The organism is Paenibacillus sp. FSL F4-0122, assembly GCF_038002845.1.
GTDB classification, from domain to species: domain Bacteria; phylum Bacillota; class Bacilli; order Paenibacillales; family Paenibacillaceae; genus Paenibacillus_AQ; species Paenibacillus_AQ odorifer.
In genome coordinates, this window is sequence record NZ_JBBODI010000001.1 from 3,309,766 (window position 1) to 3,333,085 (window position 23,320).

The 23,320-nt window shown below is 44.4% G+C and carries 13 protein-coding genes; 10 read left to right on the forward strand and 3 right to left on the reverse strand.

Annotation, left to right across the window (positions count from 1 at the left end; translation table 11 throughout):
- Window positions 1–182: 182 nt before the first annotated feature.
- Entirely contained in the window at window positions 183–2,429 is a 2,247-nt protein-coding gene (locus MHH49_RS14375; RefSeq protein WP_076274652.1) for a helix-turn-helix domain-containing protein, read from the forward strand.
- Window positions 2,430–2,494: 65 nt separating this feature from the next.
- Here the strand turns inward: MHH49_RS14375 and MHH49_RS14380 are convergent, their stop codons facing one another.
- Window positions 2,495–3,379 carry a carbohydrate ABC transporter permease gene (locus MHH49_RS14380; RefSeq protein WP_036685426.1) on the reverse strand — a complete coding sequence of 295 codons (885 nt, stop codon included), beginning with the start codon at window positions 3,377–3,379 and terminating at the stop codon, window positions 2,495–2,497.
- 383 nt (window positions 3,380–3,762) lie between these two features.
- On the opposite strand from MHH49_RS14380, the gene MHH49_RS14385 reads away from it, so the two are divergent.
- The 9 genes from MHH49_RS14385 to MHH49_RS14425 all read left to right on the forward strand — a co-directional run bounded on the left by MHH49_RS14385 (window position 3,763) and on the right by MHH49_RS14425 (window position 21,177).
- Window positions 3,763–4,620 (forward strand): ABC transporter permease, encoded by an 858-nt coding sequence (locus MHH49_RS14385; RefSeq protein WP_370510533.1) that lies wholly within the window; start codon window positions 3,763–3,765, stop codon window positions 4,618–4,620.
- Between the two features lie 89 nt (window positions 4,621–4,709).
- Complete coding sequence (locus MHH49_RS14390; RefSeq protein WP_036685421.1) at window positions 4,710–6,266, forward strand: extracellular solute-binding protein; 1,557 nt, start codon at window positions 4,710–4,712, stop codon at window positions 6,264–6,266.
- 94 nt (window positions 6,267–6,360) lie between these two features.
- Window positions 6,361–7,518, forward strand: coding sequence for a glycoside hydrolase family 88/105 protein (locus MHH49_RS14395; RefSeq protein WP_076098812.1), 1,158 nt, complete (start codon window positions 6,361–6,363; stop codon window positions 7,516–7,518).
- A gap of 5 nt (window positions 7,519–7,523) precedes the next feature.
- Window positions 7,524–8,894 (forward strand): glycoside hydrolase family 28 protein, encoded by a 1,371-nt coding sequence (locus tag MHH49_RS14400; RefSeq protein ID WP_076098811.1) that lies wholly within the window; start codon window positions 7,524–7,526, stop codon window positions 8,892–8,894.
- Between the two features lie 75 nt (window positions 8,895–8,969).
- Window positions 8,970–10,556, forward strand: a complete 1,587-nt coding sequence (locus tag MHH49_RS14405; protein ID WP_076098810.1) for a glycoside hydrolase family 43 protein — start codon at window positions 8,970–8,972, stop codon at window positions 10,554–10,556.
- An 80-nt stretch (window positions 10,557–10,636) separates the two neighbouring features.
- Window positions 10,637–18,013, forward strand: a complete 7,377-nt coding sequence (locus tag MHH49_RS14410) for a pectinesterase family protein (protein ID WP_076098809.1) — start codon at window positions 10,637–10,639, stop codon at window positions 18,011–18,013.
- A gap of 208 nt (window positions 18,014–18,221) precedes the next feature.
- Entirely contained in the window at window positions 18,222–19,148 is a 927-nt protein-coding gene (locus MHH49_RS14415; protein ID WP_036685626.1) for an EamA family transporter, read from the forward strand.
- 162 nt (window positions 19,149–19,310) lie between these two features.
- The gene (locus MHH49_RS14420; protein ID WP_051491382.1) at window positions 19,311–20,099 is read left to right on the forward strand and encodes an isocitrate lyase/PEP mutase family protein; all 789 of its coding nucleotides are present in this window, start codon (window positions 19,311–19,313) and stop codon (window positions 20,097–20,099) included.
- Between the two features lie 7 nt (window positions 20,100–20,106).
- Complete coding sequence (locus MHH49_RS14425; RefSeq protein ID WP_038573239.1) at window positions 20,107–21,177, forward strand: bifunctional transcriptional activator/DNA repair enzyme AdaA; 1,071 nt, start codon at window positions 20,107–20,109, stop codon at window positions 21,175–21,177.
- Window positions 21,178–21,215: 38 nt separating this feature from the next.
- On the opposite strand, the gene MHH49_RS14430 is transcribed toward MHH49_RS14425, so the two are convergent.
- Complete coding sequence (locus MHH49_RS14430) at window positions 21,216–21,881, reverse strand: TetR/AcrR family transcriptional regulator (protein WP_076098808.1); 666 nt, start codon at window positions 21,879–21,881, stop codon at window positions 21,216–21,218.
- Complete coding sequence (locus MHH49_RS14435; RefSeq protein ID WP_076098807.1) at window positions 21,874–23,076, reverse strand: MFS transporter; 1,203 nt, start codon at window positions 23,074–23,076, stop codon at window positions 21,874–21,876. The genes MHH49_RS14430 and MHH49_RS14435 overlap by 8 nt, the downstream gene beginning before the upstream one ends.
- Window positions 23,077–23,320: the final 244 nt, after the last annotated feature.

Below are 23,320 nucleotides of genomic sequence, written 5' to 3' on the forward strand. Positions count from 1 at the left end.
CATTATAATATAAGGCAAAAAACCTTCATTGAGCACTGGGCTTGATGAAGCGTTTTTTGCCTTGTTTTTTTGTTTTCTATTTTTAATAAAAATAGGGTTGCGATTATACACATTTAAAACATTTGGTTTAACCTATTGGAAGCGCTATAATTGAAAATAATTACATGCTTAAGGAGTCTATCATGAAAAAAGGCAGGATATTCTACAAGATTTTTGTTCCTATTCTAGTGCTGGGGATTGGCCTGGTTATTAGCTTCGGTGGCTATATTTATCTGACGACGATTAATTCGGTAAATGAGAGAGTAGCGGATGATAAACAGAGTTTAATTACCCAAATTAAAAACACTCTGGAACAGAAAATTCAGACCATCGAATACGCTTTTAATACTTACAGTACCACCAGTTCCTTCAGAGAGGTTGTGCAGAATCCGATCACGGAGCAGGATTTTGAGGAGTATCGCGAGATTAATTCCCAGCTTAACTACATTGCCAGTATGGGGATGGATTTTGTTAATTATTCTTTAATCAGTTTGGAGCAGAAATGGCAGATTTCTAATGGGAAGCTTTCACATTTAACGGAAGAAGAGAGCAGGACACTTTATGAGAGCTATATCAATAACCGTAGCCGGGGTTTATTTTGGGTTAAGACGGATAAAGGCATCCGCTTTGTAAATACCCTGCCGGTATTCTCACAGACCAAACAGGCGATTGCCTTATCTGATATATCACTTCAGACCTTGCAGAGCACCCTTCAGACCGAAAGAAACACACCGGTGTTTATTCTTAACCGGGAGGGTGAGCTTCTATATGAGTCGGAAACCGGGAAGTCCCTGCTGACTAGTAATCAGCTTAGCCATATTACTAATGTTGCCGGAGGCGGGGGGCAATTGGGGACGATTGCCATGGAGCGGGCTGATCACCAATCGATAAAAGCTATTTATGCTAAATCTTCTTATAATAATTGGATTTACGTAACTCTTTTGGATAAATCAGAAATTTCAGATGCACTAAAGACAACCCGATTCGGGATTGTGATGATGGTACTGCTTATTACATTGTTGATTGCGGTAGTCGCTTACGTTATCTCTTTGTATTTCACCAAGCCATTCCGGCAGATTCAGCGCCGATTATTACCTGCCAATGCAGAGCTAGAGCCCAAGAATGAGGTAGACTGGATTATTAATTCGATTGATACCATCTTATCGGAGAAAGAAAGCCTAGAGGGTCTTATTGAGTCTGAGATGCCTAAGTTGGAAACTCAGTTTATTCTAAATCTATTTCGTAGCCGGATATCTCAAGAAGAGCTGAATCAAGGTTTGCCTCGTTTCGGTTATGAGCTGTCACAGAATTCGGTGTATGCAACGCTGCTGATACAGCTGGATAACTATGGGGAACGGCAGGCTAGCGACAAGGACCTTCTGCTTGTGGCGGTCAACAAACTGGTGGAAGAGCTGATTCCGCAGGAGAAGCGGATGATTCCTATCCTATTAAATGACCGTACACAAGCGACCATCCTGATTTTTGAGGGAGCGAATGAACAGGAGAACCGGAGAATAGCACTGGACTATGCGAAGACAATTATTCGAACAGCTAGAGAAATCCTGAAACTATCCGTTAGTGTTGGAATAAGCAATTTTTACGATAATTTATTATTTAGTAAGGAAGCTTGTGAGATGAGTAAGCAGGCGCTGCACCATCGTTTAAATCTGGGCAAAGAGTCCATCATTTTCTATGAGGATATATCGAAGGTAATCTCGGGTCCAGTTCTACTGCATTATCCGTCTGAGTTTGAGTCCCAGTTATTTGACGCGATTCGGATTGGAGATGAAGAACAAGTCTCCTGTTCTCTGTATCCATTACTCGGGGAAATGATGAAGCACAGTAAGAATCCTTTGAATTTCGAAGTCACATTAATACGTTTCGTCAACAATCTGATTCAGCTGGAGCAGCTGCTGGGTGTAGAGGTTCTGCTGACAGAGGACAATTCTACGTTGTACCACCGATTGTTAGACATCCGTAATCCGGAAGAGATCGAACGCATTTTGGTCAAAGAAGTTATTCATCCGATGGTGACCAGTGTTAAGGAGAAGACAGACCGTCAGTTCCGCCTTTTATCTGATAAAATTGCGGTGATTGTCCGCTCAGAATTTGATCAGGACTTAACGTTAGAATTAATCGGTGATCGCCTTCATTACAGTCCGAACTATTTAAGCAGTATTTTCAAAAAAGAGTACGGGATGACGTTTAGCGAATATCTAATGAACTATCGCCTGGAAATGGCTAAGAAGTGGCTTGTAGAAACGGATATGACCATTAAAGAAATTGCTGAAAGGCTGCAGTACCATAATCCGCAGAACTTTATTCGATCCTTCCGTAAAAAAGAACATGTAACACCAGGTGCATACCGAACCCAGAAACAGGAGAAGTAAGGCGCTGAACACAAACAGCCAGCCCCGGGAGACCGGGGCTGGCTGTTTTGTATAGCTGCAATGTTTTAGCCTTTTACAGAACCCAGCAGGGCTCCTTTGGTGAAGTGTTTTTGTACGAAAGGATAGGCGAGCAGCATTGGAACGGTTGCGACTACGATAACCGCCATCTTGATGGTTTGAGCAGGTGGGATAATATCAACAGAAGCATTATCTCCCTGCATCCCGCTGGCGACGATAACAATTTGGCGCAGCAGGACTTGAATAGGCCACTTAGTGGAGTCTGTCATATATAAAACTGCACTCATATAAGTGTTCCAGTAAGCTACCCCGTAGAACAAGGAGAGGGTCGCGATAGATGGCATCGCCAGCGGAAGCATGATTTTGAAAAATACACCAAAATCATTAGAGCCGTCAATCTTCGCTGATTCCTCTAGCCCTTCCGGCAGCGCCTGGAAGAAATTACGCATAATGATCAGGTTAAAAGCATTGATCGCAACAGGCATGATCATGGACCAGTAGGAATCGATTAATCCGAAATATTTAACTACCAGGAAAGTAGGGATCATTCCCCCGCTGAAGAGCATGGAGAACACGATTACGAAATTGATGAAATCTCTTCCGTATAGATATTTTCTAGATAATCCATAAGCCATTAAAGAGGTAAGAACCATACTGACAACTGTACCCACTAAAGTTACACCGATAGATACGCCAAGCCCTTTAAAGATAGTAGGCGTTGACAGTATATAACGGTAAGCATCCAAAGAGAATGTCGTCGGGAACAGGATGAAGCTTTTTTCTACTACCTCTTGTGTTGAAGCAAAGGAACTGGCAAACACATTGACAAAGGGTAAAAGACAGGCTAGGGCAATGAGTGTAAGCAGTGTGGTATTTACAATAGTAAACAGCCGGCTACCCATAGTTTCTTTTTTAAAAGATGATTGCGACATGCAGATATCCTCCTTGTAATCGTTTCATTGAAACTTTAACAGGGGTCTGTTATTCCGTATATAATCATTAGCTTGGGCTTTGTTTTGGGAGGAAAAAGCGTGATAAGGCATAGATGATCTTTATGTATTGTAGTAATCACTATAAGATGCACGGGTCTGGAAAACCTTATAGCTGTAGGGTTCTTGGAGTATCAGTATCTGATGATTATATACGTAATGGACGAATGATCGTAATCTGGGAATCGTAAAGAAACGCGATCAAGGAGGCCGATCAGGTGAAAGAGGCAAACGTCACCATGCTGAACACGAAAGTTAATCCATTAAGAAAAAAGCGAACGGGGCCTAGCTGGCTGAGTTTAAAAAGAAACAAGTTATTGTATCTAATGATACTCCCGGGATTTTTGTATTTTGTTATTTTTAAGTACCTGCCTATGGGCGGTCTTATCATTGCATTTCAGGACTATCAGCCGTTTCTGGGTATAGCGGATAGCCCGTGGGTTGGGTTTAAGCATTTCGTCCGATTGTTTACAGAACCTACCTTCTTTATGCTATTGAGTAATACACTTATCTTGTTTGCATTAAACATTTTTATTTTCTTCCCGCTACCTATTATAGTGGCGCTGATGCTTAACGAAGTTCAGCACAAGTTATTTAAGAGCACCATTCAAACGATTATTTATATCCCCCATTTCATGTCATGGGTTATCATCGTCTCCATTTCCTATGTATTTATGAATGTGGATGGAGGGGTGCTGAATGAGATGTTGGCGGCCTTTGGGATGCAGAAGATCAGCTTTTTGACTTCTCCCGAGTGGTTGCGTACCGTGTATATCGGACAGATCATTTGGAAAGAAATTGGTTGGTCAACCATTATTTATTTGGCAGCCATTACCGTAGTGGATACGCAGTTATATGAAGCAGCTGAGATGGATGGAGCGGCAAGATTGCGCAAAACATGGCATATCACCCTGCCGGCGATTCGTCCAATCATTATTACCTTGCTTATTCTGAAGATTGGCCACACGCTGGATCTGGGCTTTGAGCATATGTACTTGCTGATCAATTCCTTGAACCGCGAAGTTGGAGAAATTTTCGATACCTATATCTATACAGCTGGTTTAAAGAACGGACAATTGAGTTTCAGTACAACAGTAGGTCTGTTCAAGGGTGTGGTTGGCTTGATTCTCGTTATGCTGTCGAACAAGTTAGCTAAAAAAATCGGCGAAGATGGTGTTTATTAGGCTTCACAGTATGCTGAATTCTTACCTCTGCCTTAAGGGCAGAGGTGGAAGATACAACAACAAATACATTAGTAAAAGGGGTAATGTTGATGAATCGCAATTACAAAAAAATTGCAGCCTTAATGTTGTGTAGCGGGTTAGTACTCACTGCATGCGGAGGAGGCAATAACGCGAAGGAGTCAAATTCTTCAAATGGGGGAACGAATTCAACTGCTAAAACAACTGCTGCACCTGCAGATGTGCTAGATGCTAAAGCAAAGATTAGCTGGCTGAACATTTTACAAACGTCTACAACACCAACGGGTCCTATTCTGGAAAAAATTGAAGAATTAACGAATACAGAGATTGAATTCTCATGGATTCCGGATCCTTCCAAAGAAGAACGTATTAATACTTCGTTAGCATCGAATTCCCTAGCGGACATCGTTACCCTGACTATTCTTGATAACTCTTCTGTACGTAATGCACTGAAGGCCGGTATGTTCTGGGAAGTAAGTCCTTATCTTGATGAGTTCCCGAATTTGGCTAAAATTTCACAGGATACACGTACATCGGCATCGATTGCAGGTAAGCTGTACGGGGTTCCTTTCCAGAAGTCCTTGGCTAGAAACGGCGTTGTTCTCCGTAAAGATTGGCTGGATAAGCTTGGACTGCAGGTTCCAAAAACAACAGATGAGTTGATGGAAGTTGCGAAAGCGTTTACCGAAAAAGACCCTGATGGTAATGGCAAGAAGGATACCACAGGCTTCATGGACCGCAGCGATCTTGTATATGGAGCATTTAAGACGTTGGGCTCATACTTTGGAACACCGAACTATTGGAGCGTTGACGATGCGGGTAAAATGACACCTGAGTTCGATACAGAGGCTTATGTTAAAACCATGGATTATATGAAGACTCTTTATGATGGTGGGTATATCAATCAGGATTTTGCTGTGACGGCTAAAACAGATCAGCAGCAGAATTTTGCGCAAGGAAAGGCTGGAATTTATGTGGGTGCCTTGTTTGACAGCAAGAACCTGCTAAATCTGTCTAAGGGCATACAGGATGGCATGGATTTGGTTATGGTTAACGATATCACTTCCACTGGCAATGAAGCAGATCGTGCCATCTGGGCTGGTAATAACGGAATTGGGGGACTGCTGTCTTTCCCGAAATCCGAAGTTAAGGATGAAAATGAGTTAAGACGGATCCTGAAATTTGTTAATGATCTTATGAATGAAGATGTCTATGGCTTGATGACCTACGGTATTAAGGATGTTCACTACACAATTGATGGAGAACAAGCGGTTACGATTAAGGATACGGATCTCTGGAAGCAAGAAGTTCAGCCATTTTCGGCATCTCGTCCATTAGAGAATGGGTTCATTATCCATGATGCTGATCCACTCAAAGTTGAAGCTGATAAGCTGATCGTTGAGAATGCTAAATATGCTGTACTGAATCCTGCTTACTCTCTGGAATCTGAGACCTATTCTACTCAAGGATCTGAATTGCAGAAGATTATGACAGATGCCACTTATAAATATATTCTTGGCAAAATTGATTTGAACGGATTTAAAGCTGAGGTTGAAAAGTGGAAGAAATCCGGCGGCAGCAAAATCATTACTGAATATGAAGCTGCTTATAAAGCTGTAAATCCTTAAGAAGTACTACAGACTATATTCTAAGAAAATAGTAGATGGGTCCTAAATGGGGAGGCTGCGTTTAGGACCATATCTATTCAAACAGGAGGAAAAAATGAAAGACAACAATGCACTTAGGAGTATGGGCTGGGGTGTTCGAATTGCAGATTCGATTATGGAGCGAACGCCAAGATTATATGAGGATAACGGATATCATGGAAAATGGTCTTATGATTATGGAGTCATCTTGAAGGGTTTTGAGCTGCTGTGGAGACAGACCGGGCAGGTTAAATATTATCAATTCATCAAAGATAATATGGATTATTTTATTGAGGAAGACGGCTCTGTGAAGGGGTATCGCCTGAGCGAACATAATATTGATCACTTAAATAACGGGAAGATCCTGTTTGTGCTCCATAAAGAAACTGGGTTAGCGAAATATAAAATGGCAGCAGATTTATTAAGAAAGCAGATAACAACGCATCCTCGAACCTCGGAAGGTGCGTTTTGGCATAAGAATGTATATCCTTATCAGATTTGGCTGGATGGCTTGTATATGGGCTCTCCTTTCTATCTGGAGTATTTACTTGAGTATGAAGGCGGCAAGGGTCTGGACGATGTGACCCGGCAATTTATTCTGTGCGAGCGTCATACCAAGGATACTGAGACGGGTCTCCTGTTTCACGCATGGGATGAAAAGCGGGTACAGCCGTGGTGCGATCCTGAAACGGGGTTGTCTCCGAACTTTTGGGGGCGTTCGCTGGGCTGGTATGTGATGGCGCTAGTGGATGTACTCGGCATGCTCCCTAAGGAACACGCGGATTACGAGATCTTGGCACGTATTCTGACAGATACGCTGACAGCGCTTCGTCAGGTTCAGGATGCTGATGCCGGAGTCTGGTATCAGGTTGTAAACATGGGCGGCCGTAAAGGCAATTATTTGGAGGCTTCTGCCTCAAGTATGATCACCTATGCAATGGCTAAGGGCATTCGGATTGGTGTACTGGATGCTAGTTGGTTCGAGACACTTGACCGTGCTTATCAAGGCCTTATTACTGAATTTGTGCTGGAAACCAAAAATGGCTGGGTTAACCTGAATAAAAACTGCCAGGTCGCTGGACTCGGTGGTGAAGACCGGAGAGATGGTACTTACACCTATTATATCAGTGAACCGATTGTTACCAATGATCAGAAGGGGCTTGGCGCATTCCTCCTGGCTTGCGGAGAATATGAATATTTGCAGCGTCCTGCCGTGACGAAAGGGAGCGAGTGAAGCGCATGTCTATCTACAATATAAATGACTACGGAGCACATCCTAATAGTGCAGAGCCTTCAACGGAAGCGATAGCCCGTGCCATTCATGCGGCAAGCGAGGCAGGGGGAGGAACAGTTTATGTTCCTTCCGGGCACTATCAGACAGGCGCTATCTTCATGAAAAGCAATATTGAGCTACAGCTTAGTCCTGGAGCTGAGCTTAGCTTCAGCTCTGATCCTAACGATTATCCGGTGGTGAGTTCCCGCTGGGAGGGCGTGAAACAGAACGTCCATGCTTCATGTATTTTTGGAATAAATCTAGAGAATGTATCGGTTACAGGTGCAGGCAAGCTGGATGGAAGGGGCGCACCTTGGTGGGATAAACATCGGAATTCTCCTGATTCACTGCTGTATCCCCGCCCGAAGCTTATCAGCTTCGACAACTGCCGTAGAGTTACGCTCAGAGATCTGACACTCGTAAACTCCCCAAGCTGGACTGTGAATCCTATTTGTTGCCAGGATGTTACGATTGATAATCTGTCGATCTATAATCCGGCGGATTCGCCTAATACAGACGGCATTGACCCAGAATCCTGTGTGAATGTCCGCATCAGCAACTGCAATATCGATGTGGGTGATGACTGCATCGCCATTAAAGCAGGGACGGAGGATACGAAGGAGCGGGTTGCGTGTGAGAATATCACGATAACTAACTGCACGATGATTCATGGTCACGGCGGTGTGGTGCTGGGAAGCGAAATGAGCGGAGATATCCGTAATATCGTGATCAGCAATTGCGTGTTCAAGCAGACAGACCGCGGAATTCGGCTGAAGTCCAGACGCGGGCGCGGAGGTGTTGTCGAAGATATTCGTGTCAGTAATATCGTGATGGAGGACGTGATCTGTCCGTTTATTCTTAATCTTTATTATTTCTGCGGACCACGTGGTAAGGACAAATACGTATGGGACAAGAATCCTTATCCGGTGACGGAGGAGACCCCCTGCTTCCGACGGATTCATTTTGCTAATATTACTGCTCGGAATGTTCACGCTGCTGCAGGTTTTCTTTACGGCCTTGCGGAGCAATACATTTCAGAAATTACCTTTTCCGATATTGATATTTCCATGGCAGAGAATGCAATCCCTGGTCGTCCAGCCATGATGTCAGGAATCCAGGATATGAACAACCGTGGGTTCTATCTTGGCAACGTAAGAGATATCCGCTTCCGCCAAGTGACGATCGAGAATCATGAGGGACCGGCTTTTTATATTGAAAATGGAGAAACGGTAGATATCACCGGTTGCCAATCGAGAAACACCCGTAAAGTGGAAGAATTAGTACAGCAGGTGACCGTTATCCCGTCACAGGAAGATCTAAGTGAGCAGACAGACTGATAATTGAACAGGATAGACTGCAGATTTGCTTAGGGTGAAGGGTGCGGATGTATGGAAATAGGAAGGAGTATGAAGATGATTACAGATAATATTCAGACTGGAATTATTCACAATCCCATATTAAAAGGCTTCAATCCTGACCCTTGTATTGTAAGAGCGGGGGAGATGTATTATATTGCTGTTTCTTCTTTTGAATGGCTGCCCGGTGTAAGGGTGTATCAATCAGCGGACTTAGCAGACTGGGAGCATTGCACAGATATTCTGACTCATCAGGTGGATCTGCGGGGAAATCCGAAAAATTGCAGTATCTGGGCTCCACAGCTTAGCTATTATGACGGTTTGTTTTATCTGATTTATACCGATGTTAAGAGCACTAAAAGGCCTTTTAAAGATTGTCATAACTATCTGATCACTGCGGAGGATATTGAGGGACCTTGGTCTGACCCGGTATACCTGAATAGCAGCGGGTTTGATCCATCTCTGTACCATGATGAGGATGGGCGCAAATGGCTGCTGAATGAGCTGTGGGATTACCGGATTACGGAAGGCAACAAGTCCTGCGGAATTGTAATTCAGGAGTACGATCCAGAGCAATGCCAATTAATAGGTGAACCTGTGAAAATCTTTGATTGCACGCCGCTGAAGAAGACGGAAGCGCCGCATATTTACAAGCGGGGAGGTTATTACTACTTAATTACGGCAGAAGGTGGCACTGGATCGGGGCATGCCGTAACCGTAGCGCGCTCCAAGGCGCTGCTGGGTCCGTATGAGGTGGATCCGCTCAATCCGATGTTGACCTCACGGGATAATCCCGAGCTGCCGCTTCAATGTGCCGGCCATGGAAGTCTGGTAGAGACACCAGAAGGTGAATGGTATATGGCCCATTTGTGTACCCGCCCCCTGGAAGGCGAATACGCCATACTGGGGAGAGAGACTGCCGTTCAGCAGGTGCACTGGAATGAGGAGGGCTGGTTAAGACTAACCTCAGGCGGAAATGCGCCACAGCTCAAGGTACCAGCACCTAAAGGAACGAAGGTCCTGAAACAAGTGCGGACGCTTGAATTCGAGGATGATTTTAACGGCCCGGAATTGAAAAAGAACTGGAATACACTGCGGATTCCTAGGAATGAAAGCTGGTGTTCCCTTGCTGAAAGACCGGGCTGGTTAAGAATCAGGGCCGGGGAATCCGTGCAGAGTCTGTTTGAGCATCATATTCTGGCTATTCGCCAGACGGATATAAGCTTCCGCGCCGAAACAGCGCTTGAATATGAACCGAATACTTATCTGCAGATGGCAGGACTACTGTTATACCTGAATGAAGATAACTATCTTTATGCGTATATCAGCCATGAAGAAGGACGTGGCAAGGTGCTGCGGTTAATGCGCTGTCAGCGGGATGAATTCACTGCGGAGCCTGTAATGATTGAACTAAATGCAGGGGAGACAGTGCGGATCGCGGTTGAGGTGCAGGAAGTGACTGGGCAATTTGTTTATCTTAAGGGTGACGATACGGAGTGGAAGCCACTTGGCGATCCGCAGAATATCAGCTTTTTATCGGGAGGCTTCACTGGGAACTTTGTTGGCATTGCGGCGCATGATATGCAGCAGTTCGGTGGCAGCAGTGCTGATTTCGCATATTTCCGTTATCAGGGCAAGGAATAATACACACGGCTTTACTAAGGAAGGGGTTGCTCTGAGGACAGGGCCCCCTTCTTATTCCAATAGATATTAGGAGGTCTTGTATGAAGAAAAAATGGTTATCTGGGGCGCTGGTCGCGAGTCTTCTTGCAACATGTATGCCATTTGGTGGTGTCGAGGCCGCTTCTTTGGAAGCGCTTCCTGCCTTTCCGGGTGCGGAAGGCGGCGGCAAATATGTAACCGGCGGAAGAGCTCAACCTGTGTATGAAGTGACGACGTTGGCTGATTATGGTATCAAGGAAACTCCGATCCCCGGCTCCTTCCGCGATGCGGTAAGTCAAAGTAATCGGACCATTGTTTTTCGAGTGGGGGGAACCATCCATCTGAAGGAATCCCTCAAGATTACCGGCTCAAATCTGACGATTGCCGGGCAAACGGCTCCAGGTGACGGAATTACAATTGCCGACTACACAACCTCTGTTGAAGCTGACAATATTATTATGCGCTATATGCGTTTCCGGTTAGGCGACCGGGTAGCTAGTGAAGATGATGCTTTTGGATCAAGGTACCATAAGGATCTCATTATCGATCATAGCTCATTCAGCTGGTCGGTGGATGAAGTGGTCAGTCTGTATGACAACGAGAATACTACCGTACAATGGTCGATATCCGCTGAAAGTATGCTGATGACGACTCACCAGAAGGGACGTCACGGCTACGGAGGAATCTGGGGTGGGAAAAATGCCAGTTTCCTTCACAATCTGATTGCTCATAGCACCAGCCGCAACCCCCGTTTGCCGACGGTGACCAAATTGGTGGATCTGACGGAAATGTCTAATAACGTTATCTATAACTGGGGATTCGCTTCGACCTATGGTGGGGGAGCAGAAGATTATCGATATAATATCACTAACAATTATTATAAAAATGGTCCAAACACCTACACCAGTGTAAAAAATCAATTGTTTGGGGAAGTGTCTCCAGAAACCCGGTTGTTTATAGATGGGAACATCATGGATGGTAATCCGAAGGTTACCGAAGACAACTGGAAGGGTGTGCAAAAGTATTCGAATATCTCTAAGCTTGCGGAGCCGGCAAAGATGCCTAACCCATATACGGCAGTGTCGGCGGAGGAAGCCTACGCAAATGTAATGGCTGATGCTGGTGCCACTTTGCCAAGACGTGATGCTTACGATGCGCGTGTCATTAATGATGTGAAGAATCGCACTGGACAGCATATTAATTCACCTATTGAAATAGGCGGTTACCCAGACTATACAGAGACAGCTTCCAATGTAATCGACATGGATCATGACGGTATGGATGATAGCTGGGAGATTGCTAATGGACTAGATCCTACCGATCCTGAGGATGGCAAGAAGTCGACGTTATCTTCGGAGGGATATACAAATTTAGAAGTGTATCTGAATGATCTCATTGTGTTAGGGAAATCAGGGTATGAGCATACGGACAATCCTGTAACCGCTATCAATTATCCTGTGAATAACCAAATCATAGAGTCAGGCAGCGAGGTGAATGTTACAGCTTCTGCCAGTGATAGCGATGGTATTGCTAAGGTGGAATTTATCGTTAATGGTGTGAAGCAAGACGAAGCTACCACAGCACCTTATAGTTTCAATTGGAACAATGTGCAGGATGGTACCTATTATCTTGTTGTTCAGGCTATAGACAATAAAGGGCTCAAGACACAATCCGATAACGTAGCTATACATGTCAACACCTCTGGATCCGTTCTTCCGTGGACTTCAGTGGATGTTGGTGGTCCAGGGATAGCGGGAGTGACTACACTTCATCCAGATAGCGGGAAAATTACGCTCAAATCGGCTGGACTTATCGGAGCTACATCGGAGAGCGAAACTGCTGTTGATAACTTTCAGTTTGCTTATCAAACCCTGACAGGCAATGGTGAAATTATTGCTAGAATCGACTCCGTAACGGGAACTGATGATTATGCCAAAGCAGGTGTCATGATTCGTGATAATCTCAATGACAATTCTAAAATGACGATGCTGGCAATCCCTTATGTCAAATATGGCAAGAAGGGAGTTATGATTACCCGCTCCACCACAGGAGCCAAGGTGGTAAAAACAGAACCGGACAGTTTCATCAATACACCTTATTGGGTGAAGCTGGTTCGTCTTGGTAACGAAGTGACAGGTCTGGTATCGCCGGATAAAGTAACATGGAGCAAGGTAGGCACGGTGAAGCTTGACCTGAATGATACGGTTTATTTTGGTCTTGCAGCCGATGCTGCTAAGGTAGATAACGAGGTTAATCGTTATAATGCGTCTGTCTTCAGTGAGGTGGAGCTGAAACCGCTTAGTGATCAGTTTCCTGCCGCACCCCGTGGACTTACAGCCACAGCCGGTGAAGAGAAAGTGAAGTTGAATTGGGAGGACGTTGCTTCTGCCAAGTCGTATAGTGTTAAACGTAGCGAGGTTTCCGGCGGTCCCTACAAAACGATTAATACTGAAATTAAAGATAGCTTGTATACTGATTCCGGACTCAGCTCCGGAAAAACTTATTATTACGTGGTCAGCGCGGTGAATGAGCTTGGTGAAAGCTTTGATTCCGATGAGGCCAGCGCTACAGCTGAAGGTGAAGCAGGTAATGTCTATTATGTGGATGAAGACTTCGAGCAGGTTGCCGTAGGTGTGACACCAGAGTATTATGATGTAACTCCAAATCCACAGACTGAAATTCAAAAGGTTATTGTATCTCCCACACCGTCTGACAGTAAAGGGAATACGTCAGATCAAGTATTGAATGTGTTCGATGGTGCGAACGGCAGCGTGCAGTTTATCCGCAAATTTGCGCCAATTACAGGTGCACTGGTTATTGACACTGACTTTATGTTTGCGACAGAATCGGGAACCTCGGTGTTCCTGCAGGCCCAGAGTACAGATGGAAGCAAAACGGCATTCTCCATTGAGAGCAGAAAGCCAACGCTTCCTGAAGCTACAGGTAAATATACGCTAACCATGAGCAGGGGGAGCAGCCAGTATCATCAACTGATGAGCTCTTATTCCCTAAAACAATGGTACAACCTGAAGCTAAAGGTGGATGTGAACAACGATAAAGTGGATGTATATATCGATGATCAGCCTGCGGGCTCTTTTCCGTTCACAACCACGAATTTCGCCAGCTACGGCATTGGGCGTATCTTGTCCAAGACACCGGGCGGCGGCTCAGGAAATTATTACTTAGACAATTTAAAGATCTATGTTGAGCCCATTGAAACACCGCTTGGACTGACTGGGCTTCCAGGAAACCAAGCAGCCCAGCTATCATGGCCTGCTCTTGAAGGCGCAACTTCCTACAATGTTAAGAGAAGTCTTAAGAGCGGGGGGCCTTATGAGACTATTGCCAATGCTATTACAGAGACATCATATATTGATAATGAAGTTACCAACGAAACTACCTATTATTATGTTATCTCGGCGACGGCGCCCACTGGTGAATCGGGAAATTCCAATGAAATTAGTATTACCCCATCCGCTTTGGCGGTGAAATTGCCTGCGCCAGAATCGTTTGCTGCTGTAAGTCGGAATGCACAACTGGATCTCAGTTGGAAAGCTGTGGAGAATGCAGCCAGCTACAGCATCAAGAAGTGGAATGAGACTTCAGGTAGCTATGAACTCGTGGCAAAAGAAATCACCGGCACAACTTACCGCGTCGGAGGTTTGGCCAACGGGCAAACCTACCGTTACGTCGTAGCTGCAACAAATGTGGCCGGGGAGGGAAAAGAATCAGCGCCTGTTGAAGCTACTCCGGAATCTCCTTTGGGAACACCTGTCGTTTCCACGGAAGCTGGTGACAGTGTAATGAAACTAAGCTGGCTAGCGATTGAGGAGGCGAGCCAGTACATTGTCAAACGTGCCTCATCGGCGAATGGTCCTTATGAAGTGCTCGGGTCTGATTTATCAGACACAAGCTTTACTGATGCTGGGCTCGTAAACGGAACACCGTATTATTACAAAGTCAAAGCAATAAGCGGTACCCGTAGTAGTCTAGATTCAGCTGCTACCCCAGCGGTTCCATACAAGAATTCCGGCCAGCCGCAGGCTCCACAAGGAGTTAGCGTTGAGCCTGGCAACACTGATATCCATCTGACTTGGAATGTAGCTGATGGAGCTAGCAGCTATCAAATTCTACGCTCGGAGAGCGGTGGCAGCTATGCGGTCGTGGCCGACGGCATCGAAGCAACAGATTATACCGATAAAGGCTTGAGCAACGGGACTGCCTATCAATATGCGGTAATCGCCATCGGTGATAAGGGTGCCAGTCTTCCATCCGAGGTGGTCAAGGGAATTCCAGCTCCTGTCATTATTGTTGCTCAGAATGGGACAGGAGATTATAAAACGATTAATGACGCTATTCAAGCAGCACCTGATAATAGTGCCCTAACCACGATTATTAAAGTGAAGAACGGCACGTATAAGGAGAAGGTGCTTGTACCTTCTAGTAAGATGAATATTAGTATCATCGGTGAGAGCCGGGAAGGTACCGTACTTATTAACGGTGACTCCGCGAAAACCATTGGCTCAGATGGTAAAGAAATGGGCACCAGCGGCAGCTATACATTAAAGGTTGCGGCAACTGATTTCACACTGGAGAACATGACGGTTGAGAACAGTGCTGGGCGGGATGCCGGTCAGGCAGTCGCTTTATATGCTGAAGGAGACCGGGGAGTGTACAGAAATGTTAAACTTCTTGGATATCAGGATACCCTGTTCGCAGACAAGGGAAGAGCTTATTTCGTCGACAGCCATATTGAAGGTACAGTGGACTTTATCTTTGGTAATTCCGCTGCTGTATTCGAGAATAATGTGATTCAAAGTGCGGGTGCTGGCTATGTTACTGCGCCTTCCACGGCAACGGGTAAGCCTGGTTATGTGTTCATCAATAATCGACTAACTGCCAGTGAGGGCGTTGCTGCTGGAACCGTTGATTTAGGCCGGCCATGGAGAGAATATGGCAGCTCTACCTTCATTAACACGGAGATGGGAGCTCATATTCGTGCTACTGGCTGGCATGAATGGTATGAAGGTCGTTCCAAAACTGCACGGTTCTCTGAGTTTTTAAGTTACGGAGAGGGGGCTAATGCAGCTTCACGTTACAGCTGGTCCAAACAATTAACAGCAGAAGAGGCAGCTGCCTATACGATTGAAGCTGTGCTTGGTGGAAGTGATGGCTGGAATCCACAGCAATCCAAGATCTTAGTGGATCAAGAGCAGATACCTGCGGTACAAGTCTCTTCAATTACTGTAACGGGTAAAGATGGAATTAGCAGCATTGAGTCGAAGGGCGGTGCCTTGCAGCTGCAAGCCTCTGTGCTTCCAGAGAATGCGACGAATCCTAAAGTTATCTGGACGGTAACTGAAGCAGATGGGATAACCTCTACGGATAAAGCGGTTATTAATGAGAAGGGCTTACTGACAGCTAGAAAGAACGGTAGCGTACAAGTAACTGCGCGAGCTCTAGATGGAAGTGGAGTATCCGGAAGCCTAGAGATTAATATCAGCGGACAAGATGAGATTGCCCGTAATCTGCCCGCTGCAACGCTGAACGGACCGGTCACAGTGGTGGCAGGACAGGATTTCACTTACCGTGTAGGGCTTACAAATGTTACTACCTCCGTCTACAAGGAAGTGTATGCTGTAGACTTTACCATGGCATATGACGTATCTGGTGTGGAATTCATATCCGCTCAGACCTTGCCAGACGGATTCAGCATCACTCATATTAATGAGGACAGTCCAGGTCTAATAACAGTTAGTGTAGCTGGAACGGAGGCAGGAAATATCCTGACCGATGATGCGGAATTCTTAGAAATCATCTTCAAAGCGAAGAAGACAAACCGTGAAATCGCCGTGCCGCTTGGATTTATTTCTTTCCGAGGATCCAACACAGATGTTGATTTTGACATCCTGCATGAGGCACAATCGGTTGTTCATGTCATTCCTATATCCGTCATGGAGATAAAAGTCTCCTCCAAAGATAATGTGAGCGAAATCAAGTCAGGGCAAACCCTGCAAATGGCAGCTGTAATCCTGCCGGACCATGCATCCGATCCAGCAGTGACCTGGTCAGTAGTGAATGAGGATGGATCAGCTACTGAGCGAGCAACTATTACGGATACCGGCTTGCTCACTGCAATTGCAGCAGGCAAAGTAACGGTGAGAGCGACAGCTAAAGATGACTCCGGTGTTGTAGGTACGATGTCCATTGAGATTAAGGCAGAATCGCAGGTTTCAGAATCGGGCGGTACTTCATCTTCAACGACAGTCAAACCAGTGAAACAACCGGAACCAACTGTGAACGCAGATGGAGTTACTCTTTCCGTGACAGCGGATGTGAATGGTAAAGCTATTGCAGAGGTATCCTCGACGATTCTGCAACAAGCAATTGGCTCAATGCAGAATGGAGTGTTGAGAATCACAGTGAAGCCATCCTCTGCCAGCTCGGTGGTTGAACTGACCTTGCCAGCTCGTGAGTTGGCTGGAGCGGGAGCAAAAGCAATTCAACTTTTGGAAATAGACATGGGATTGTCTACGTTCCGAATAAATGCTGACCTGCTTCTTGCGATGGCAGGATCTGACGCCGCAAGCGTTAAGCTTGTAGTTGGCAAAGTTGACGCGAAGACACTGTCGCTTCAGACGGATGTCGGGGATATTTATGAGTTTAAGTTCTTTGTTGATGGCAAACAGTTTGACAGCTTTGGGCGTGGACTGAAGGTTGAACGGGATTACAAACCAAAGACAACTTCAGGTGTAGAACAAATAGTAGCCTACCAAATCCGTGAAGACGGGACTGTAGAGGTGGTTAGAAACTCCCAGTTTAATCCGACAACTGGCAAGATCATCTTCAGACCAGACAATTCCAGCAGATTCGCAGTAGGATATGCGGAAAATTCCTTTAAGGATATCGCTGGACTAGGCTGGGCACAAAATAGCATTCAAGCCCTTGCCGCCAGAGATATTCTGAATGGCACCGGAGATCATAACTTCGGGCCACAGCTGAATGTAACTCGGGCGCAGTTCCTGAAGATGCTGATGCTTGCACTAGAGCTGGAGGAAGGTAGTGCGGCAAGTACATTTAAGGATGTTTCGCTGGATGCTTGGTACTACAGCTCCGTTGCTGCTGCTCAGAAGCTAGGAATTATTCAGGGCAGATCTGATGGAACCTTCGGTGCTAATGAAACAATCAGCCGTGAGGAAATGGCGTTGATGGCTTATCGTGCAGCACAACTCGCCAAACTTACGGTCGTGGGAGTGGACCAGCCAGTGAGTTTCAATGATGCCGCTGACGTTTCATCCTACGCTCGTGAGGCTGTACAATTCATGAGCGGAGCAAAGATTATTCAAGGTGTAGGCAAAGATAACTTTGCACCTAAAGCCAATACAACTCGTGCTCAGGCAGCTGTTATTGTCTATCGATTGTTCCAGCTAAATCCTTAAATTTCAAGTTGACACCCTGTGTGATTTATCATATTATGATTGGAGTTGTTATAAGTAAATAAACCAAACTCTATCCAGTGGATGGAGTGGCGGAATTTTGTCAAAGATGTATTCTTTGGTTTCAATCGCCCCTTGTCATTTCGATGACAAGGGGCTTTATTATGTTAATGAGCTTGCTCAAGAGAAAGGGAAGAGGTTTACGATGAATATGAAGTTATTCAAATATGCTTTACTAGTTTTTTTAGGTGCTTGTAGTTATGGCTCACTCTCTACGATCGTCAAGCTTGGAATGAACGATGGCTTTAGAATGAAACAATTGGTAGGATCACAATACTTTTTTGGATGGTGTATGCTGCTCTTGCTGGTCTTATTATTTTCTCGAAAGAAATTAGGGCTAAAAACAGGCGGGAAATTATTAGCCGCTGGGATCACCATCAGTTTAACTGGCATATTTTATGGCTTCGCCGTTGAACAATTGCCTGCTTCGATTGCGATTGTACTGTTATTCCAATTTACTTGGATCGGTGTAATTCTGGAGGCGGTTGTAGATCGAAAACTTCCTAGTCGGGAAAAAGTGATTTCGATGGTTATCCTTCTAATTGGTACGGTATTAGCGGGGGGCATCCTTGAGCCGAGTGTAGGTGGAATCACGACCACTGGTGTGGTTTTTGGCTTAATGTCAGCCGTGTCGTTTGCCTTCTATATTTTTGTGAGTGGAAGAGTAGCTACGCAGGTACCTGCCGTTAATAAAAGCTTGTATATGACCACTAGTGCAATGGTTATTATTATGACTGTTTTTTCTCCTTCGTTTTTATATGACGGTGCGATTAGCGATGGGCTTTGGAAATACGGCCTACCTCTAGGTTTGTTGGGCATCGTAATTCCAGTTCTGTTCTTTTCGATCGGGGTTCCGAAGCTGGGTTCAGGTCTAGGCGCGATTTTAGGGGCAGCGGAGTTACCGGCAGCTGTAGTAGCCTCCGTGTTAGTTCTGCAAGAAGAGGTATCATTACTTCGCTGGATCGGGATTATCGTAGTTCTGATCGGGATCGCAGCTCCACAAATCCTCCCGATGGGGACAGGGAAAAAGTCACCCAAATCATCACCGAAGCAATCACTTCGTAAGGTAGAACTTTAATCGGCAAACTGGCATCGATGGTATGATCTGATCCTGAGAGGATTAGATTATCTATCGGTGTTTTTTTTGTGGAAAAAAAGATTGGTGTTAATTTTTCTGGTATCGATAATGGATGTCTAATATATAGTGGTTCTATTCTTAACTAAATGGAGATGACCACTTATGAACACTAAAAACTATGACTATTTTAAAACGCTGCATGATCAAAAAAATCCACTGATTCTGTACAACTGCTGGGATGTAGCCTCGGCTAAAGCAATAGAGCAAGCTGGATCAAAGGCGGTAGCAACTAGCAGCTATTCCATGGCGGAAGCGTGGGGATATTCGGATGGTGAACAGCTTACATTTGAGCTTATGCTTTGGATGATTTCAAAGATTGCCGAACGAGTAGCGGTTCCATTGACCGTAGACATCGAAGGTGGATATGCTATAGATGAGGATACTTTAGCGCATAACATGGAGCAGTTATTTCAATTAGACATCTGTGGTATCAATTTTGAAGATCAGATTGTAAATCATCCTAACAATGAACTATGGGAGACCAGCGAACAAAGCCGTAGGATCAAAACCATACAACAAGTAGCCTCCAAACTGCAAAAGCGTGTGTTTATTAACGCTAGAACGGATATTTTTTTCAAGGATAAGGAACATTCGATGGATCTAGTGAATCAAGCTATAGAACGTACCTATGCTTATGCTGACGCTGGAGCGGATGGGATTTTTATACCGGGGCTCGCTGATCCAAGCTTGATTGAACAATTTGTCAAAAAATCGCCACTGCCTGTGAATATCATGGTTATGGACGGTATGCTTTCAAATCATGAATTGCAAAAAATTGGCGTGAAACGGATTAGCTATGGCCCGCGTAGTTTCTTTCAGGCACAACATAATCTTCAGGAAAATGCCCGGCAAACGCTTGATGCCTCAGGACTTTATTTAGAAATGAGCTAACCATACTATGATAACTAATGAGCAGGATATCAATAAATATTATAAGATGCTGGTCGAGAAAAACTCGAATTATGAGGGCGTATTTTTTGTAGGAGTGAAAACAACGGGCATCATGTGTAGGCCAACTTGTCCCGCTAAAAAGCCATTAAAAGAAAATTGTGAGTTTTTTGCTACAGCCAAGGAAGCCTTATTAGCTTCATATAGACCTTGTAAAAGGTGTCAGCCGCTATCCAATCCAACAAAAATGTCTCCTGAAGTAAAGCTGCTAGTAGAGGCTATTGAGAGCAATCCGGAACGAAAATGGACAGATAAAGATTTTGATGAGCTGTCTATTAGTGCAAACACGGCACGCCGCCAATTTAAGAAACAATTCGGGATGACCTTTATCGAATATGCACGTTCTAGACGTTTAGGACTGGCATTCAAACATATTAGGAATGGGGATTCAATCATTAACGCACAACTGGAAAGCGGGTACGATTCGAGCAATGGGTTTAGGGATGCCTTTTCACGAACGATGGGGACTGTCCCGAATCATTCCAAGCAGATTAAAGTGCTGTACTGTACTTGGATAGAAACGATATTGGGTTCCATGCTGGCCATCTCCGATGAAGAGAGTCTTTTACTGCTGGAATTTGTGGATCGCAAGGGTCTTGAAAATGAAATCAAAAGATTACGCACTCGCTTAAATGCAACTATATTACCTGAAAAGGTAGCCGTCCTTCACCAAATTGAGGAGGAATTGAAGCTGTATTTCACAGGTGAACTTACGGAATTTACAACGCCGGTTCGTTATCTGGGCTCAGACTTTCAGCAAAAGGTGTGGAATGAACTCCGGAAAATACCTCTGGGACAGACAGTTTCTTATAAGGAGCTTGCAGAGAAAATCAACAATCCCTCTGCTTGCCGCGCTGTAGCAAGGGCGAATGGTACCAATCAACTCTCAATCTTGGTTCCATGTCATCGAGTGATAAACAGCAATGGTGAATTGGGTGGCTATGGAGGCGGGCTTGCCAGAAAAGAATGGTTAATCAAACATGAGTCTAACCGCTCCTTAAATCAGAATAATTTCATTTAAACTACTTCTCTCTATTACGTAGAATGTGATGGATCCCCTTACTTCAAGGCAGGAGATTCATCACTTTCTGTACTTAAATACTGAACTAACATGTCCACAAATCGGTTAGCAATCTGAATATCCTGAAGTTCGTTGTTGAAATCGTCTTTGGAAATCAGGCTCATTTTCTGTAATAAACCCATCATAGACGTGAAGATGAAATGAGCAGTGGATAAGGGTTCTGTATCAAATTTTAACGATCCATCTTTAACTCCGGCCTCCAGAGCATCCATTAAGAAATGTCGTTCTTTTCTCCGCATCACAAAATCTTTGTACTTTTCTTTGAGTTCTTTACTGTAATCATAGGCTTCAAAATGCAAATCGAATAGAAGAATGAATTTGATGTAACCTGGGTGTTGCCGGGCATAATCAATCCAAGCATTAAGCATCGAAGCAAGCATTTGCTTACCATTCATTTCAATTGAAGAAGGTGCGCTTCTAACAAATTGGGTCATGCTCTCCAGAATTTCCATCTGGACCTCAAAAATCAGTTCGTTCATGGACTGATAATGCTTATAAAAGGTAACCCGGCTTACACCAGCCACGTCGCAGACATCCTTAATATTAACTTTGAGAAAGCTTTGCTTCATAAAAAGATCCTTCGCCGCAGCAATTAATTCTTCCCGGTTTTTGTTTTTTAAATTCTGGTGCCAGTTCTCAGTCATGGGCGACACTCCTTTCTTGCTCTTTTTTTGGTTTTTGTAAGGTGATGAAAAAGGCAGATGCCAGGATAATTGCCCCAAAAATATAGGGAATATTAATATGTTTGTCAAACATCAATCCCGCTAAAATGGGTCCAAGTATGTTTCCTATACTGGTGTACGTTGTATTTAATCCGGCAGCATATCCTTGCCGATCACCAGCTGAGTTGGCAATCAATGTACTTACTGTGGGTCGTAAAAAAGCATTAAAAGCAAAAAATAAACCTGATACCACTAATAAATAACCTAAATTGATCTTGAATATCATCAACAATAAGGTTATAGCGGTCATCACCAATGATATACGTATAAGCTTTATCTCGCCAAGTCTCTTAATCAGATGATCAAGCAGCCAGATCTGCACAATAATGCCTATAATAGCACCAACCGTAATAATGATTGAGATTTTCGTTGTATCAAAACCGTATTTTTGTTCCACAAAAAGGGCGTACACCGTTTCATAATTCATCAGACCAAATGTCATGATCAGAATGAGCAGAAGATAGCGGAAATAGGACGTCCGGAATGAGTTTACGATTTGACTACGAATGGATTCCCGAGGGGCCCATTTGTTAACGGATTTCCGTTTTTCCTTTGGTAGTGTCTCTGGCATATAAAAACAAAGTATCGTAGCGATAAGCCCAAGTCCACCCGCAAAAAAATAAGGCACCCGTATGCCAAACCCAGCGATAATCCCGCCTAACCCTGGACCAAGTACCATACCCAAATTCATGGAAGCCCCCAAGTACCCCATACCTTTTGCACGGGTTTCATGGGTGGTGATATCAGCGACATAGGCCATATTGGAAGGGACCATGATTCCGATACCTATACCCCCAATAAATCTAGCGATGTAAAGTAGGGGCAATGTCGTAGATACAGCAAATATCAGATCTGAAAGGACGGTTAAAAACATTCCGGAAATGATCATTGATTTTCGGCCCCATTTATCCGAAAGCTGTCCCCCTATAGGTGAAAAAATAAACTGTGCTGCTCCAAAAGCCGCAATAAGATATCCGGCGGCAGCCCCTGACGCATTAAACAGTTTCAGATATTCAGGTAGAATGGGAATGACCATACCTTGCCCCAATAAAGCGATAAATAGATTCAACATCAGAATGAAAAGTGGAAATCTAGCAGACTTAGATAAGCTGCTCATATCATAGCCCTCCTATATAGTTTACACTGTGTAAAGGTTTACTCGATGTAAACTATAATAATGGAATGATGGGCCCTTGTAAAGGTGTGTCTGAAATTTAGGATACGCTGTTTTTAGTATGTTTTTTCAAGTAAAAAAAGTACTGTTTTAAACAAAAGAAGGAAAATTTATGAATTCACATCATTATCCAAGTATGATAGCATGATCTATATATTTTGGTGTAAAGCGCGGGCTTATCTTAATA